At 47.9% G+C, this 16,541-nt stretch carries 13 protein-coding genes; 3 read left to right on the forward strand and 10 right to left on the reverse strand.

Annotation, left to right across the window (positions count from 1 at the left end; all coding sequences use genetic code 11):
* Nucleotides 1–50: 50 nt before the first annotated feature.
* On the reverse strand, nucleotides 51–2,882 hold the full coding sequence (locus tag OXN25_10330) for a DEAD/DEAH box helicase family protein (protein MDE0425255.1): 2,832 nt from the start codon (nucleotides 2,880–2,882) through the stop codon (nucleotides 51–53).
* Between the two features lie 765 nt (nucleotides 2,883–3,647).
* Here OXN25_10330 and OXN25_10335 point away from each other — a divergent pair.
* Both OXN25_10335 and OXN25_10340 read left to right on the forward strand, forming a co-directional pair.
* Entirely contained in the window at nucleotides 3,648–5,387 is a 1,740-nt protein-coding gene (locus OXN25_10335; protein MDE0425256.1) for a hypothetical protein, read from the forward strand.
* A gap of 36 nt (nucleotides 5,388–5,423) precedes the next feature.
* Nucleotides 5,424–6,080 carry a TIGR04283 family arsenosugar biosynthesis glycosyltransferase gene (locus OXN25_10340; GenBank protein ID MDE0425257.1) on the forward strand — a complete coding sequence of 219 codons (657 nt, stop codon included), beginning with the start codon at nucleotides 5,424–5,426 and terminating at the stop codon, nucleotides 6,078–6,080.
* Nucleotides 6,081–6,114: 34 nt separating this feature from the next.
* Here OXN25_10340 and OXN25_10345 read toward each other — a convergent pair whose 3' ends face one another.
* The 7 genes from OXN25_10345 to OXN25_10375 all read right to left on the reverse strand — a co-directional run bounded on the left by OXN25_10345 (nucleotide 6,115) and on the right by OXN25_10375 (nucleotide 13,334).
* Nucleotides 6,115–7,101, reverse strand: coding sequence for a hypothetical protein (locus tag OXN25_10345; protein ID MDE0425258.1), 987 nt, complete (start codon nucleotides 7,099–7,101; stop codon nucleotides 6,115–6,117).
* A 416-nt stretch (nucleotides 7,102–7,517) separates the two neighbouring features.
* Nucleotides 7,518–8,384: a hypothetical protein gene (locus OXN25_10350; protein MDE0425259.1), complete on the reverse strand. Its 867-nt coding sequence runs from the start codon at nucleotides 8,382–8,384 to the stop codon at nucleotides 7,518–7,520.
* Between the two features lie 218 nt (nucleotides 8,385–8,602).
* Nucleotides 8,603–9,475, reverse strand: coding sequence for a hypothetical protein (locus OXN25_10355; protein MDE0425260.1), 873 nt, complete (start codon nucleotides 9,473–9,475; stop codon nucleotides 8,603–8,605).
* 61 nt (nucleotides 9,476–9,536) lie between these two features.
* A complete protein-coding gene (locus tag OXN25_10360) occupies nucleotides 9,537–10,265 on the reverse strand; it encodes a hypothetical protein (GenBank protein ID MDE0425261.1) in 729 nt (242 codons plus the stop codon).
* 76 nt (nucleotides 10,266–10,341) lie between these two features.
* A complete protein-coding gene (locus OXN25_10365) occupies nucleotides 10,342–11,241 on the reverse strand; it encodes a DMT family transporter (protein ID MDE0425262.1) in 900 nt (299 codons plus the stop codon).
* Between the two features lie 396 nt (nucleotides 11,242–11,637).
* On the reverse strand, nucleotides 11,638–12,006 hold the full coding sequence (locus OXN25_10370) for a VOC family protein (GenBank protein ID MDE0425263.1): 369 nt from the start codon (nucleotides 12,004–12,006) through the stop codon (nucleotides 11,638–11,640).
* 62 nt (nucleotides 12,007–12,068) lie between these two features.
* Nucleotides 12,069–13,334: a sulfatase-like hydrolase/transferase gene (locus OXN25_10375; GenBank protein ID MDE0425264.1), complete on the reverse strand. Its 1,266-nt coding sequence runs from the start codon at nucleotides 13,332–13,334 to the stop codon at nucleotides 12,069–12,071.
* Between the two features lie 135 nt (nucleotides 13,335–13,469).
* Here OXN25_10375 and OXN25_10380 point away from each other — a divergent pair, with 135 nt between their 5' ends.
* Nucleotides 13,470–14,378, forward strand: a complete 909-nt coding sequence (locus OXN25_10380; GenBank protein ID MDE0425265.1) for a formylglycine-generating enzyme family protein — start codon at nucleotides 13,470–13,472, stop codon at nucleotides 14,376–14,378.
* Here the strand turns inward: OXN25_10380 and OXN25_10385 are convergent.
* Together OXN25_10385 and OXN25_10390 are read right to left on the reverse strand one after the other, a co-directional pair.
* A complete protein-coding gene (locus tag OXN25_10385) occupies nucleotides 14,375–16,030 on the reverse strand; it encodes a CRTAC1 family protein (GenBank protein ID MDE0425266.1) in 1,656 nt (551 codons plus the stop codon). The two genes, OXN25_10380 and OXN25_10385, sit on opposite strands and share 4 nt — an antisense overlap.
* 47 nt (nucleotides 16,031–16,077) lie before the next feature.
* A partial coding sequence (locus tag OXN25_10390; protein ID MDE0425267.1) for a hypothetical protein occupies nucleotides 16,078–16,541 on the reverse strand: 464 nt, incomplete at its 5' end.

Raw genomic sequence — 16,541 nt, forward strand, 5'->3', positions numbered from 1 at the left:
TAAGCGACGACTGAGAATATATCAACTCATTTTCTAATTTTGCGTAAGTCCTATTCAATATTGACAGATGCGATGTAGTAGGCAAGTAAGAGGATCTCGTTTGCGTGGAGTTCTTCACGGTATTTCCGATCGAGATCTTCGTGCCGGATAAGTCCAGATTGTAGGAGCTGCACAATGAATGTGCCGGTGCCGGTGAATGGATCAAGTACATGGACACCTTCATCGCTGATGGTTTTTCCAAACTCCTCTTGTAAGATGTCATTGACACTATGCAAGATGAAGTCCACAAGCGGAATGGGGGTATAAGCAATACCGAGCCGTTCAGATTCTTTCTTTAGTGCTTTTTTGAAAAACTGCTCGTAGAGATCTGATAGCACCGCCTGCCGCCCTTCACTACTCTTGACCCCATTGGCACGCGTCCGCACACTGTCATAGAACCCTTGCAAATCACGTGTCTCGCTCTCAAGACCGAATTCCACAAAATCCTTTTGTAGGGTATTCAATGCAATCGCAACAGGGTTACCAGATGAAAAGTCGTAGTCTTCAAAAAGTGCATCAAAAACGGGGCTAGTCAGGATGTGCTGTGCCATCATATCAATGGCATTGTCGCGGGTGATCGATGTGTTGATAGTCTTTTTCAACTCAGCGTGGAAACTTTCAAACCACTCGCTCAACGCATCGTTTTCAGGATCATCCAATAGATTTTGAACGCGGTCCACAAGTCGGTCAAAAATCTCGGCAACATCCTTCGCCCAGTTCTCCCAGTATCGCTTGTCGCCACACTTCTCTACGATTTTTGAGAGTATCGCTTCAACAGGAATTTCAATTGGTAAAAGTGAGAGTTGTTCGCCAACCCAATCGGAGTCACCATCTCCTTTGCCGCCGATGACAATAGAATCCGGTAGTTCTTTATTGTAGTCAACACTGTTGATTTTACCGTCAAATCTGTCATCATGTGAACGGAGCGCGTTCAGAACGCTCCAGACATTCGAGAACCTTTCATTGTCATTAAGAGCTTCAGCGGGGTCTTTATCGTCGGGGATAGCGACGGGCAATATGACATAACCGAATTGCTTTCCCGGTACCTTCCGCATAACGCGCCCCACTGCTTGAACAACGTCAATATGGGACTTTCGGGGTTTATAGAAAATCACGGCATCGAGGGCAGGAACATCAATCCCTTCCGAGAGGCATCTTGCATTGGAGAGAATACGGCAAACCCCATCAACATCACCTTTTAGCCAATCCAGGCGTGCTCTTCGATTCAATGCGTGGTCTGTTCCGTCAACGTGCTTGGTTTCGCATTTAAAGTTAGTCGGATGTTCATCTTCGGGTAGTTTTTCAATGGCATCCTCAATAATATTATTCCAATAGTGCGCCAAAGCCTTTGACTCGTCAATTCTGTTTGTGAATGCGATAACGCGTCTCAAGGGTTGAAGCGTTTCGTCATCTTTCTTCTTGTTTTCAGGGTTTTGCAATGCGCGCCAACACCCGATGATTCGCGTGGCATCGTTGATGTTGATTTCGCTACCGTATCTGCCAGTGTTGCCTGCTAATGCCGAATTGACTTCATATTCAGATATGCCAAAGATAGCGACTTTGTAGTCGGAGAGTTCACCTATCTCAACGGCTCTGGAGAAGGGAAGCCGGTGAAACTGTGGTCCGTATTTTTCCTCGTCATCCATAGAGAACACGTCAATATTATAGTCTGCTGCCTTGGTTCTTGCACTTTCGGTATAAAGTTTTGGCGTGGCAGTCATATAGAGGCGTTTACTGGCGCGGATACGATTTTCATCGTGAACGAGCACGAACGGTGAGGTTCTATCTCCAGGCTTATCGACACCGGTGGTTCTGTGTGCTTCATCACAAAAGATAATATCAAATTGAGGTGCGCCATTGTTCTGCACTTCCTCAATGAGTGGTAGCGACTGATATGTGCAGAAAACAACTGTCATTTTACTGCTGTCGGGGTTCTGTAGCGTATGGAGGATTAATGAAGGATCTGTGTTTACGTCAATCTTGAGTTCCTGAATGGAGGCATCTTCGCTTGTCTTGCCGGCACTTGTATCGGAGCAGATACCGATATAACTGTGTGGTATACTTCGTTGATCTGACCATTCTCGCATCGCTTGTGAAAGTAGACTGATAGAAGGCACGAGATATAGTACTCTGCCCTCGGTTCCCGCGATGTGCTCAGCAATTCTGAGTGCTGTAAAAGTCTTGCCGGTGCCGCACGCCATAATCAGTTTGCCGCGATCTGATTCTTTAAAGCCGTTGATAACATCGTCAAATGCCTCTTTTTGATGATCCTTGAGATGGAAGCGTCTCTGTTTATAGGTGAGTTGTTCGGGATCCTGTAGGCTTAGGTCGGGCCAATCAAACGGACTGTCTTCAAGCTCACTAAAGCGAACAATGCGAAACTTGTTTCCCAATGGTTGTATCAATCTGAGCGCATTCGGTCCCAGTTCACCACCGGTATTTACGAGAATTCGAGTGTTGTCGGCAAAAGCGGGTAGGGAGGCTGTAGAGAGAAATGAATTGAGATCGCCCATGGAAATCCGAGTTTCAGGGGCATAGCATTTACACTGGATCGCGCAAAATTCGCCATTGTGTTTTTGGGCAACGAGGTCAACGCCTATATCAGTGCCATCAAATTCTGGTTGGAGTGGTGCCCACTCTTTCCAGAGATAGACTTTGGAAAATTGGTCTTTGTAATCGGGGTCTTCGCTGAAATATTGCTGCATCAACTGCTCGAAAAGCTCACCTTTTTGGCGTTCAGATCGGGCTTTTTCGCGGATGTAATCCAGTATGCTTTGGAAGTTGGTGTTAGTTGGTTTACTGCTGGTTTCGGTAGTAAAATACGTTTGTACCGTTTCTGCCATATTGGTCTCCTCTCCGAACTGGGATAATAGAGGCGGGATTTATCGGATTTTGTGATGACTGCCTACTTAAAAAATTATGATACCTAATGGTGCGGAAAAAGTCAAGTTTTTTTGTCGGAGGCTTTATCGTAGATTTTGTAGGCTGCGAACTGGCGAGGTTGGGAAACCTCGCCTACCGATTTAGCGGTCAGCGGAGGTTGTCAGAATCAGGATAGATCAGATTCAAGGATTTGCAGAACTCTACGATTGTAGCGCAAACTTTGTCTAAATATTTACTAAACTTTGGACAATTTTAAACGGGATACACATATCGCCCCGCTGGGGCTTGGATCCTGGGGGAGGTATCGTTTCTATAAACATTCCGCCCCGGAATCAACGGTATGAATGCGCGTGTGGCATTCACCGGGGGCTTGCGTTTTGTTCCATTTGCGTTTATTTTTCTCTGAGTTGGGTTTTGTATGACACTTGAAGAAAAATCAGAAGTGCTTTGAAAATGAGCATTGGCCTCGCAGAAATTGTCCAAACTATAGTAAGATTTTTAAAGTAAATATGTAAAACTAAACGGCCCTGGTTCTTATCTAAAAATTTGACGTTTATGGTGTTTGTATGCTAAACTATGGTAGATTTTAGAATTAACTGGACACTTTGCAACGGTGCGGTTAGAAACCGCACCTACCGGGCCTGGGGCGAAAGTGTGTATTTATTTTTAGGATCCACCATAGTTTTCAAGTTTACCATATACGTCAAAACCTACGATGGGAAATCATGAAAAAACAAGTTATATCTGCTTTAGGACGCGGGGTTGCCGCTTTGCTCGCACAACAACGCGAAGAAGGTGTTTTTGAGGGGCAACTTTCCTCAAGTACCTTCCCGACTTGTGCGTATGCTTGGATTCAACTTGCGCAAGGTGAAACGCCGGACCCGAATCTCACCGAATGGTTTGTCGCGAATCGGAACGAAGAGGGGTATTGGGGGTTGGATACGGCGAGGATATCCAACGCTGAAGCGACCCGGTTTGCCCGTTTAATTCTGGAACAGATTCACCTACGTTCGTCAGACCCGTCCCTCCAGGATCTGCTTGCGTCTGTCCCAAAACTCCCGCCCCATCTCGCCCTGGTCAAATTAGCCTATGCGGCTTTTGATCAGTTCGATTGGAACGAGCTTACACTCTCAGAAAATGCGCTACCCCTTATGAGACTTGCCAGACAATTGACGAAGATTCCGTTCCTTGGCAGTCGATTGAAACCGCCACGGCATCGTTTGCCGCCTGTGGCGTTGTTCAATACCCCAATGTTTGATGCCCTCTTCATCGCTGAACAGCATACGCTTGTTCCTGTTTTTATTTTAATTGAACTAAACGCCACGCGTCGTCCTGAGATGATTGCGTCGCTCGTTGCTTGGCTGAAATCGCGTGTCCTGAGTGATGGCAGTTGGTTTCGCGTGAACTATATCACAGCACTTTCCGTTTTGGCACTCATTGAATTGGAGAAAAAGTGGGAACCCGACGAAGGTACCGCCGCGTTTATCCAGCGTGGTATTGACTGGCTTCGGACCACCAGAAATCCTGATGGTGGGTGCAGAGAGGCGTTGAACTTGAATGTTTGGGATACTGCTTTAAGCATTATGACGCTGACGGAGTTGGGTTCTGTAAATGATGGGACCGCGCCGCTGAATCTTGAGCTCACCGATGAGGTGGGGCGCGCCGCACAGTGGCTCGTTCAACATCAAAATGCTGATGGGGGTTGGGCATTCTCTGGATTGGACGATAGCACACTTCCAAGCGATGCCGACGATACCGCGCTCGGCACTTTAGCACTCATCCGTTCGCTTCGTGTGAGTCCAGCGGTTGACCGAGGTGCTTTAGATCATTCGATTCGCCGGGGTGTTTCATGGCTAAAGACGCAGCAAAGCCGCGATGGCGGATGGAGCACCTATCAACCCGGACAGGGAGATGTTGGATGCGTGAGTATCACGGCACATGCAATTGAAGCACTCTTTGAATTGGAGCGGAGTGATGTTGCGGATAAACTCGATATGCGTCGGGAGATGGGGCGAGGCATCGACTGGCTTCGCAAGCAAATTAATCGAGAAGGCTATTGGGGGGACCTCTGGTTAGCGAAAAATACCTACGGGACGGCGTGCGCTATTATCGCACTTGTCAAGGTCGGTCTGAAGGATGTACCTGAAGTCCAGCGCGGTGTTGAATGGTTGGCGCGCAGTCAAAACGCAGATGGTGGTTGGGGGGAAGATATGTTCGGAAACCCGACTGAAAGCACAGTGGAACAGACGGCGTGGAGCACATACTCCCTGCTACTTGCTGCGCCAGAGAGGCGTGCGGTTCAAGACGGTATCGCCTTTTTGCTCAAAGATCAACGGGAAGACGGTTCATGGCCCGAGCAGTCTGTCGGTATCTATTGGGAGATTATTGGTGGATATGCCGATCCGATTTATGCGTCTGTCTTTCCGATACTTGCACTAAACCAGTTTTTAAAAACGCCGCTTTAGTTCGCGATGGAGACATTACAGAAAATTTCGGTGATTATGCCGATTCTGAACGAGGCGAAGATTCTGGAAAAAACGCTCTCCCAGCTTCAGCCAGAAATGGGATCTCACGAACTTATTGTTGTTGACGGTGGGAGTACGGATGCTTCGGTGGGTATCGCAGAAAAATATGGGAGAGTGATTACATCTGAGCGTGGTAGGGCAAAGCAGTTGAATGCGGGGGCAGCGGCGGCAACAGGTGAGATTCTGATTTTCTTGCACGCCGATATTTGGCTTGAATCGGGAGCATTGGCAGCGGTAGTGTGGGCACTCTCTTCGGGTTATGTCGGTGGAGGGTTTCGTCAGAAGATTGATGGAAAGAGTGTGCTATATCGCCTCATTGAAATAGCTGGCGACATCCGAGGCAGGTATCTGAGGGTGTTTTATGGGGATAGCGGCATTTTCCTCACACGAACGGATTTTGAAAAAATTGGGGGTTTTCCAAATGTACCGATTTTCGAGGAAATGGAATTTTCAAGGAAGCTACGGCGACTCGGCAAGACAACGCTGCTTACGCCCTATATCCATATATCTGCCCGGCGTTGGGAAGCAAGAGGGATTGTTAGAACAACGCTGAACAACTGGCTTATGACTTTGCTCTATTTTGTCGGCGTTTCGCCAGGGAAGCTTGCGAGGCTCTATCGCCATATCCGATAGCAGCAACTTGAATGTCTAATCGGTGTTCATGATACTATTCGCGCTTCATTTTTCCCCATACCGTTGTCAATGAAGATGCTGCGGGTTCAACGGGCAATGGGGAGATATCAGGTGTCCAATCCGCTTGGTAATTGCTGCCTTTACTTGTGAGTTGCTGTGGCCTACCGCCTTCCACGCTAATCTTAAAGAGTTGTCGCTCTCTTCGGGCATCGTCAAAGCGTTTTTCATAGAGAATCTCACTGCCGTCTGTAGACCAAGTGGGATGGTTGACAATCGGTTCTTTAACAAGGTGCTTTACCCGGGTACCATCTCGGTTGGCGATGTAAAGCGACAACTTGTCGTCTACTCTCAGGGCTCCCACGTGATTTTCGGGCCACTTGAGGGCGGCAAAAGCGAGCCTGTCTCCGGTAGGCGACCAAGCAGGCTGCCACCTCACAAATTTCTTCAGTTCTGGCAGCAGCACGCGCGGAGCTTTGGTGTTCACATTAATAAGCCGCATGTTGCCACTCCCTTTCCAATCGTAAGCAATTTCTGAACCGTCAGGAGACCATTCTGGGTTAACACCTCCCCAGCTTGTCAATGTCAAATGTCTCTCAGCGTGTCCGGTTGCTGTGGCAATTTTTATAGCATTCTCTTCAGGGGTTACATACGCAATAAATCTTCCATCAGGGGACCATGTCGGCTGCTCTCTGTGTTTTATGCGACGAAAGACGCGTCGGACATTTGTTCCGTCTGCGTCCATGAGATACAGATCGCGTACCCGCGCGGCGCGGTCCGAAACAAACAGGATCCGTGTTCTATCCGGCGACCAAGTCGGATCAAAATCGTCAGCGCGATGTCGCGTTAAATTGACCTGCTTGCTCCCATCAGAATTCATGACGTAAATTTCTTTATTTCCATCTCGGGTTGATGTAAAGACGATTTCTCTGGTCGTCGCGGCATCTACGAAGCTTGGACACACGGACTGGCACAGCGCGACCGAGACGATAACGAAAAACAGTTTTAGTGTCGTATGTTTCATCGGATGACCCTCCGGAAGGCATAACTTCATAGGAAACTATGCTACAGAAGAAGATGCACAGACTCACAGTCTATGCTACATTGTTTAAAGACACAATTTTAGAGCGGAAAGGGTGCATAATTTGAAAAAAAACATTTTTTATTACCATTATACCAATTCTAATTGATAATTCCTCTTAAAAGGTTGACTATTTTTCAGCGATGCTCGGTGCGGTTAGAAACCGCACCTACCGGGTGTGGTGTGAGTGGGTTCGGTTAATGCGAGATAAACTTTTAGAAATGGTATTATACTACTTTTCTGACTATATGCAACTCTAAAAAAGAAATGCCTCTGCACTACTTGAACAGCACAGAGGCATTTTTTTATAGTAGATGTCAAGACAACGCAATGCTATCTCAACGGTAAGATATGCGAAATTAGCGAGTCTGCTTGAGTGTGCCCCAAGTTGTTGCTAACTTGTTTTTGGCTTGAACATCGAACGAACCTTCATCCGCAAGCCAGTTGTTAATGAATTCAGCGACGCCAACGCCTCGAATATCGGGTTTATCAGCCCAAACGGGTGCTGCTGCTTGCCACATCGCTGCAATCATACCCGTTCCATCTCCGCCGGGGGTCTTACTGACTGCAACGGCTGGATCTGCCGTGTTCTTATCTGCTTCGGCAAAAACGACGACATCCCAATCCGAACCGTCGAACTGTTCAAGATGCCACGGACGGGTGGATTTATACGGTTTGAACGAAGGAATGACCTTTTTACCGAGGTCGGTTGCTTCAAAATTAGCACCCCGGTCGCCGAAGCTTAACCCAGGAATATCAAAGACATTCGCGGCACCTGCTGCCCCGTTATCTGGACTCCGCACGCCGCCTTCATAACTCATGTAGAAGATCCAGTCTGCCACGTTAATGACGACGTTGCCTTCCTCGATGAAGTTTTCTACATTTGAACCATCCGGCTCTTTGTTTGGGAACGGATAAAGCGCGCTTGGTGTCGTGCCACAAGCGAGAATAATAACGTCTTGTTGCCCGTTGCCTGTGTGCGCTACGCACCATTGGGCGAGCGGCGAGTTGTCGCCTTCTTCATCGCCATCACCGAAATCTTCGATGCTGTTAAACAGTGCCTTAACACCAGGATCGTCTTTGATTGCCCTGACATTTTCGGCGACTGCGCCGTCAGAGATCCAACCCGGATTGGTCGGTCCTGAGTAAAACGCCAGGTCGTTGGCTGAAACTATACCCACGCAGCTCAAAAGAGCGAATAGGGCTATACCTACATAGACTTTCATGATGTGCAAAACCTCCTTTTTGGTTGCCATCAGTATGTGAGTGAATTGTTATGCGGGTAGCGCGTCTGTGCGCTGTCCCAGTTATTTGAAAGTAGGACTTACGCAAAATTGGGTCAGAACGTGCATTCTGATATGATAAAGGCACTTTCTATCGGAAAATCCGGGTGCGGTTGGAAACCGCACCTACCAATGGCATGCATAAGTCCTATAAAAAACAACTATTGACCGGATTTAATCCTGCCCCAAGTTGTCGCTATTTTGTCTTGTGCCTCTACCGGTGTTGCGATACTTCCGTGTTCCATGAGCCAGTTGGCGATAAATTCGATAACGCCGCCTGCGCGCGGGTCATCTCCTTCCCAATCCGGTTGTGCTTTCTGCCACATCGCGGCGATAACGCCGCCATAAGTTGTATTGACAGCGACTGCCGGGTCAGCAGTGTTGGGATCATCGTCTGAGAGCGCGAAAGCCGTGACTTCCCAATCGGTGCCGTCAAACTGTTCGAGATGCCACGGTCTATCTGACTGAAATCCCTCCAACGATGGGATGTATGTTTCCCCATCGGCTGTGGGTACCTGCGGTCCCCCTCGGTTGCCGAAGCTGAGACCGTCGATGTCAAAGACGTTCGCAGCGCCTGCTGCGCCGTTATCGGCACTCCGCGTGCCGCCTTCATAACTCATATACAGGAGCCAGTCTGCTACGTTAATGAAGACGTTTCCATCTTCAATGAAATTTTCGATATTGGAGCCGTCCGGATCTACGTTTGGGAATTGATAGACCGCGCTTGGTGCCGTTCCGGACGCAGCAATAAAGACATCTTGCTGTCCATTCCCGGTGTGCGCTATCATCCATTGTCCTAACGGGGAATCCGAACCGACCTCGTCGCCATCTCCGTAGTTTTCAATACTCTCGAAAATGGCTTGCATTCGGTCGTCATTCATGATTGCATCAGCGTTTGCAATAGCAGCGTCTTGTGAAATCCAGCCGGAGTTCGTGGGCCCCGAATAGAGGGCGAGGTCTGCTGCAAACCCACTTGTCAAAGCAAGCGCGAAAAGCGATAGGCTGAGCACTGAGATTAGGAAAAGTTGTTTCACGGCGATTGAGCCTCCTTTTTAGAACGAAGTTTAGGGGTTTGTGTTTTCTTGAAACTGAACGCTACCGTTTGAGGCTTGCCCATGTGAGGGCAAGTTTACCTTCGGGTTCAACAGCGAGGTTAATCTCGCGCGGATTGTCATAAAGATAGAGGTTATCAATATAGTAGTGTTGGAGCTGATTGGTGTGAATTCCGAGAACACCTTTCGGATGAAGGTTTTTCGGATCCGACCATTCAATGACCTTATCAAAGATAAGTGCCCCTTGTTCTTTGATGTAGAGTTCAAAGTTGTTCCCATCTCCAAGCAGTGCAATCGTATACCACTGTTTTGATAGGACCTCGAACGGGAATTCGGCTCTGAGTTCGCGATACTCGTTCCAGGTGCCCCGATCGTTGCCTTCACGTTTGTACCAGCGCGCCGAATTCGGACGACCTGCGCCATCCGCGGGTGTGATAATCAGTTGATAGAAGTGGTAATCTATGTTTGCCCGAAACAGGAGTTCCATCTTACTGGCAAAAGGATCGACGAGCAGATGAAAATCGAAACGGAGCCCGAAATCTTCAAATTCTATCAATCCGTATCCAAAATCGATTTCACCGTTGCCGTCTCCGCCAACTCTGTGGATTTCCAGATGACCTTTGTTCACATCCCAGGACTCATCTTGGCCCTTCCAGTATTTATTATTGAGTTTACCATCAAAGTCGTCTGCTATGAGGAGTGCCGCGTTGCTCACCTGACACAGCAGCAATATCGACATTATCAGGAAAAAAGGAATAGCAATTTTTCGCACGGCTGTTACCTCCGTATATTATAGAAGTTCCTTTAATTATAATCTATTTTATTACTGGTTGTCAAGGTTTCTTTCTTTAACGCCTCAGATTTACAAGATAAATGCCTCCTGCTATCAATACAGTTCCTGCTAATACACTCAACGGCAGTTCGTCGCCTAAAAGCAGGTTGCTAAATAATACACCGGACACAGGCATGAAAAAATACAAGACTGTCAATTTGCTCGCTTTGTATTTTCTTAGCACCCATGTCAACGTCAAAAAGCAGAAACCGGTGAGTATCCAGCCTTGATAGAGCATGCCTGCTCCGTTTGCCAACGTCAATGCAATTGGTTTCCCACGCTCGAAGAAATAACTTAAAACCAGAAAACAGGGAATATTTAAACCTAACAACCAGACGAGGAGTCGGTGCGGGTAAATGTCTTGAACAAACACCTTCGTGAGTGTAATGCGGAGTCCAAAGAGACAGGCAGCCAGTGTCACAATCAGGTCTCCGCTGAGATACTCCAAGGTGCCACCGCCTCGTAGGTTCGGCGCGATAGCTGCAATGACACCACCAAAGGCAGAGAGAACCCCCAATATCTTCCTAACAGAGAGCCGATCGTCCGGAAGCCAAAAGTGCCCGAATACAACAGTAAAAATTGGGTAAAGCGCGAAAAAAATGGTTGAGCGAGAAGCGATAGTGAGCTCAGTGCCGATGTTCAACAGAACGGTATGAAATGCGTGCAATACCGCAACGACGGACAACCGGCGCACTTCTTCAAAACGCAACCGCATCGACATTCCCTGGAAAAAGCCCACACCACCAACAGCAAAAGCCCCTAATATATAACGAAGAAATGCCATTTTCAGGGGCGGAATGCCTTGCAAACTGATTTTAACGGCGAGCGAATTCCCACCGTAGAGAGAAATGGTAGACAATACAAGGGCAATAATCTTACCGGGCGGATCTTCGTTTCTAAATTCTTTTTCTATCATAATTCTAATGTGAGTTCGGAAAAACCCTAAACATTTTTGATGCTAATTACCGATACACTATAGACAGATACAGAGAAGGGTGAGGCACAGGACCTCACCCAACACGATTTGTTATACCAATTCTAACAGGACTTACGCAAAATTGGGTCAGAACGCCTATTTTGATATGGTGAAGGCACTTTCTAACAGGGTTCGGTGCGGTTGGAAACCGCACCTACCAGGGGAGTGCGTAAGTCCTATCTAATTGATAATTCCTCTTAAAAGGTTGGCTATTTTTCAGCACTGCTCGGTGCGGTTAGAAACCGCACCTACTGGGTGTGACGTGAGTCGGTTCGGTTAATGCGAGATAAACTTTTAGAAATGGTATTAGGACGAGGGTACGGTTTCTGAGAACGATTACCTCTCAATGAGTTCGATATGAACGTTGTCAGGTCCGTTAAAGAACGCCCTTTTGATTTCAGGTAGCAGATAGTCGAGTTCTGCGCCTTTCGCCTGGAGTTCTTCGACGGTCGCCTCGAGGTTTTCTACAGTGAAAGCAAGTTGGAAGAGCCCCCAGCGTGGATTGCCGCTGGTATCTTCTACCTCCATGTCCTCTAATTTAGAGGAGAGGAATATCCGTTCCCCGCCGATCTCCATACGGACGACTTCTAATCTGCCGACATCAACTGTTTCTAAGACCTTGCCGTCAAACATATTTTCGTAATAACTGATTGTTCTGTCCAAGTCCTCGCACCGAAGATGGACGTGGTCAAATGTAAATGCCATTTTTAGAATTTCCTTTCCTTAGAAGTAGCGCGCTTGACGGCGCGCAAGTGTAAACGTTGAACCTACTCAACATATCCGAGATCCCGTAATCTATCTTCCAGAATCTCTGTTTCCTCAACCGTAGATTCTTGTGCTTGCAAGTGCTGGTAATTAGAGTTCATCAGGATTTCGTCATACGCGTTGCGGAAACGGTCTGGGTCTTCGCAGGTGAGATCTTCGCCGCTCAACACATCCCGATACACAAACTCACCCGTATTTTCATCTTCACGATAAAGATATTCACCATCCGTTAGCGACCAGAGTTGAACTCCTTCCGAAAACCTATTAATCTCTGTGTTATCAACCGTTGTCCGAGAAGTTACGCGGTGGTGTGGCATCTCCAAGTTGTTTTTGTTGAGAAATCTGATCCCGAAGCGAGTGTCCAATTCCGACAGGACCAATCGATCGTCATTAATTTCCGATGGAGATAACAGATCTTGTCCATATCCGTGATAGTTGACATCAATACCCGCAAGGTTCGTGATTGTCGGGAACAGATCAATCGCTGAAATGGGTGGATCCGGGAATTCCAAATTCGTTGTGCCGGGAATATGTACTAACAGCGGGACGTGTAGCACATTCTGATGGAGCGTGGCACCGTGGTTTATAATCTCATCGCAGATACCTTCACCGTGGTCCCCGAAGATGAAGACCGCCCATTCTGAGAGTTGAAGTTGCTTCAGAATTTCGACCAACTTAAATTCCAGGACATGCGTCGCAGCGGCATAATAGATACGTAACGCCTCATCCGTCCTACTGTTATCAACAAGATACTCGAAGCTTGACGCGCCCGGAATCCCGCTCATGCCGTATTCAGCGTGTGCGTACCAGAAATGCAGGAAACAAAATTGCGGCACGTCCGAAGGCTGCTTGAGCCGTTGGATTAGGTTCTCAAGCGAACCGAGATGTTGTGCTTCTGCATTCGGATCGACCTCTGTAATAAATGGCTCATAGTCGAGGAAGCGGAACACATCGGGACGTTCCGAACGGCTCGTGATATGATAGCCGGCATCACTGAATATCTGAAATAGGTTTGGAATCCCCTCGAACATCTTGAGATAACTCTGTCCGTAGAGACCGTGTTCAAAGGGGTAGAGGCCTGTAAAATAGGAGGTATGAGACGGACGGGTCGCTGGTGCCGACACAAAAAACTTTTCAGCAAACGAGAAATCCTTGGTTAGCAGATCGAACTTCGGCGTATTAAAAAGGGGATTCGTCCGACTGAGTGCATCGAACCGCCAGCAATCAACTGAGATGAGTAGAAATTTATTGACAGTGTTGATTTTCATCGTCTCATCCATCAAACGCGCGTTGTATTGGAGTGCAGAATATCATAGTATATTTGACGGATCTCGTCAACGGAAAAAGAGGAAACGCCGTCCTTCTTTTTTGACAATAAATACCGAAAATGTTAAAATAATCTTATGGATGTGAAACGCAAAACAACTCGCCCATGGATCAGAAGCAAACTAATTTTTATCTGCTTGAGCATCTGTTTTTTCACTCCCACGGAGGCAGGGTTCACTGAACGCCTGCTTGTCATCGTCAATGACACAGACAGTAGTGAGATGGTGCTGATTCCAGCTGGGAGTTCTCTCATGGGAAGTACACCCGCACAAACTGCCGCTTTGATTGACAAGGATGACCGGCTCGCTGCCGATTTTTTCCACGCCGAACAGCCTCAGCACGCTGTTTCGCTTCCGGCTTTCTATATGGATCGCTATCCTGTGACCAACGCCCAATATGCGGCTTTTATCGCCGCAACCGGGCATCCGGCACCGAAGTATTGGACATCCGCGCCACATATAGGGACTGAAGCATCCTTTCCTGTCGGTGCCAAACACGGCACACACCCTGTTGTGGGGGTCTCTTACGCTGATGCTATAGCGTACTGCGAATGGGCAGGAAAACGCTTGCCTACGGAAGCGGAATGGGAGAAGGCGGCACGCGGTGGACTCGCCAATCAGCAGTATCCCTGGGGAAACGAATCCTCTCGAAATCATGCAAACACTGCTGGAGCTTGGGGGAAAGACAAGTGGCTTTGGACCTCGCCGGTTGGAGATTTTCCACCGAATGGGTACGGATTATCCGATATGGCGGGCAATGTGTTTGAGTGGTGTGCTGACTGGTATGCCTCGGATTATTACCAGCGGACGCAAGGCGAAAATCCACAGGGACCTGAGGAGGGACAAACCCGTGTTTTGCGCGGCGGTTCGTGGAGTAACAATGTTTTTGGCATCTATCAGATGCGGTGTGCGTATCGATTTCACGCGCGTCCAGAAACCCGAAATCTCACTATCGGTTTTCGGTGTGCTGCAACCCCTGCCCCTTAATACGACTCGATTTGATTATCACCCTCCACAATTTTCAGAAACCGATTCGTAGGTACATCTTCAAATCGCTGAGTGATACCGCTCTGCCACCGGATTTCCAATTCGACCTGTTTGTGTGTGCCAATCCCGAAGTGTAGGCGCAAATCGTTTTGTGAGAGGTAACTTGAACCACTCTGGACCTCTCGTATCTGCTGATGATCACCGATCTTGAGGAGAACTCGCGTCCCAATGGCAGCACGGTTGGAAACAGTCCCCACCAGTTTAAGATTTATCCAATTCCCTGAACGATGCCCACCGTCGTTTCGCAAAATATCCGCGACTGCCCCGACGTTTGACACCACAATATCGAGGTCTCCGTCGTTGTCTAAATCTCCGACTGCACTGCCGCGACTGGAACGTTGCAACGCAAGTCCTGACCCGCTTGATGTTGTGACATCCGTAAAAGTGCCGTTTCCGTTATTCCAAAACAGGTGATTCAATTGCGCATAGGTCGTTGAGCTATCAATAAGCGTTACGTTATCGTGGATATGCCCATTCGCCACAAAAATATCCTGAAATCCGTCATGGTCGAAATCGAAGAAATTCACACCCCATGCCAAATAGGGTAGACTGACATCCCCAGTGCCAGAGGTATAGGTCTGATCTGTAAAGAATTCGCCACTGTCGCTGTGGTAGAGCGTGTTCGTTTGATGCTGAAAGTTAGTGACGGTGAGGTCTAACCATGTGTCGTTATCGTAATCACCGAATGCGACCCCCATCCCGTTTTCCACCAATCCGTGTTCGCTCAGTGCTACGCCGGAGAATTGGCTCTGTTCTTGAAACTTTCCACTGCCATTGTTGTTATAGAGGAAATTGGCATCTGCATCGTTTGCAACATAGAGATCCGCGTCTCCGTCAGCGTCGTAGTCAGCAAAGGTCGCACCCAGCCCACGCGCCGCAACATTGTCGAATCCTGCTGCCACTGTATTTTCTGTAAAAGTGCCGTCGCCGTTATTGCGAAAAAAGATGTCTTTTACCCCGTCGTAGACGCGTGGACTGCAATAGACTAAGATACCGTTGACCCGACAGGGTGTGTGGGTCTCTACAGAGAAATTGACGTAATTCACGACGTAGAGGTCCACATCGCCGTCGGCATCCACGTCCGCAAACGCACATCCCGCGCTCCATTCAGGGACTTGGACCCCGGCTTCTGTTGTGCGATCCGTGAAAGTGCCATCGCCGTTGTTTCGGTAAAGGACGTTAGCCCCAAAGTTGGTTACGTACAGATCGAGCCAACCGTCGTTATCGTAGTCCCCAACACAGGCACCGACACCGTAACCTCGGTGTCCAACGCCGCTGGCTTCGGTTACGTCAGTGAAGTGTCCCGTCCCATCGTTGCGATAGAGGCGATTCATCGCATCCGAAGCAGCGTTTGATGCGTCCAAATCCGTGCCGTTGACGAGGTAAATATCTACATCGTTGTCGTTGTCATAATCAAAAAGGGCAACACCGGAACCGAGCGTTTCGACGAAATATTTCTTGTAACTCCGTCCGTCCTGGTGATGGAATGTAACGCCACTTTCCTTTGTGACATCTGTAAATGTAACACTTGGTTGTCCGGTGGAATTGGAGATAACGAGAAGGTTCAGGAGGATTAGGCGTACAATGTTCATGAATGAAAAATGCCTGTGCGGTTTGCTCTGGTAATTTTCTATTGGACTTATGTCAATGCATCTTTAAGCCATTCGACTGCTTCAATGGCATCCTCAATTTCCCTCTTGGGGGTATTTATGATAGTGAAATGGTTAAGCGGGTTTAGGATAAGGCTTCGATACAACTCAATTTCCGTGATGAGTATATCTTCTAAAAAAGGGGTGCCATCCCTTTTTGTTCCAGTTTTTATCGGATCCCAGAAATCTTCACTCGTCAGCCGCTTGGAATTTTCGTAGTATCTGACCCGCAGATTCCTTTTGTCACAAAATCTCTTGATTATTGCTTCAAAAGCGGTCCGAAGGTAGACTGCGCATGCTTTGTAGTCGTTGGCATCAAGGTACTCCCTCGCCTTGTCAAGGTATGCCTTGTTTTCCACATAGACCGGAATTTCATATTCATCGGTCTGCCCGAAATAGAATTCAGCGTATTCCCAATCTTTTTGATCTGTGCGTTGCTTGGCAATTTCATACC

It is taken from the genome of Candidatus Poribacteria bacterium (assembly GCA_028820845.1).
Classification (GTDB): domain Bacteria; phylum Poribacteria; class WGA-4E; order WGA-4E; family WGA-3G; genus WGA-3G.

Bases quoted from the DNA above. Each gene is read 5' to 3' on its own strand.
- OXN25_10350 (MDE0425259.1), bottom strand. From the start codon at position 8,384: ATGAAAGTCTATGTAGGTATAGCCCTATTCGCTCTTTTGAGCTGCGTG.
- OXN25_10365 (MDE0425262.1), bottom strand. From the start codon at position 11,241: ATGATAGAAAAAGAATTTAGAAACGAAGATCCGCCCGGTAAGATTATT.
- OXN25_10345 (MDE0425258.1), bottom strand. From the start codon at position 7,101: ATGAAACATACGACACTAAAACTGTTTTTCGTTATCGTCTCGGTCGCG.
- OXN25_10385 (MDE0425266.1), bottom strand. From the start codon at position 16,030: ATGAACATTGTACGCCTAATCCTCCTGAACCTTCTCGTTATCTCCAAT.
- OXN25_10375 (MDE0425264.1), bottom strand. From the start codon at position 13,334: ATGAAAATCAACACTGTCAATAAATTTCTACTCATCTCAGTTGATTGC.
- OXN25_10335 (MDE0425256.1), top strand. From the start codon at position 3,648: ATGAAAAAACAAGTTATATCTGCTTTAGGACGCGGGGTTGCCGCTTTG.
- OXN25_10340 (MDE0425257.1), top strand. From the start codon at position 5,424: ATGCCGATTCTGAACGAGGCGAAGATTCTGGAAAAAACGCTCTCCCAG.
- OXN25_10330 (MDE0425255.1), bottom strand. From the start codon at position 2,882: ATGGCAGAAACGGTACAAACGTATTTTACTACCGAAACCAGCAGTAAA.
- OXN25_10380 (MDE0425265.1), top strand. From the start codon at position 13,470: ATGGATGTGAAACGCAAAACAACTCGCCCATGGATCAGAAGCAAACTA.
- OXN25_10370 (MDE0425263.1), bottom strand. From the start codon at position 12,006: ATGGCATTTACATTTGACCACGTCCATCTTCGGTGCGAGGACTTGGAC.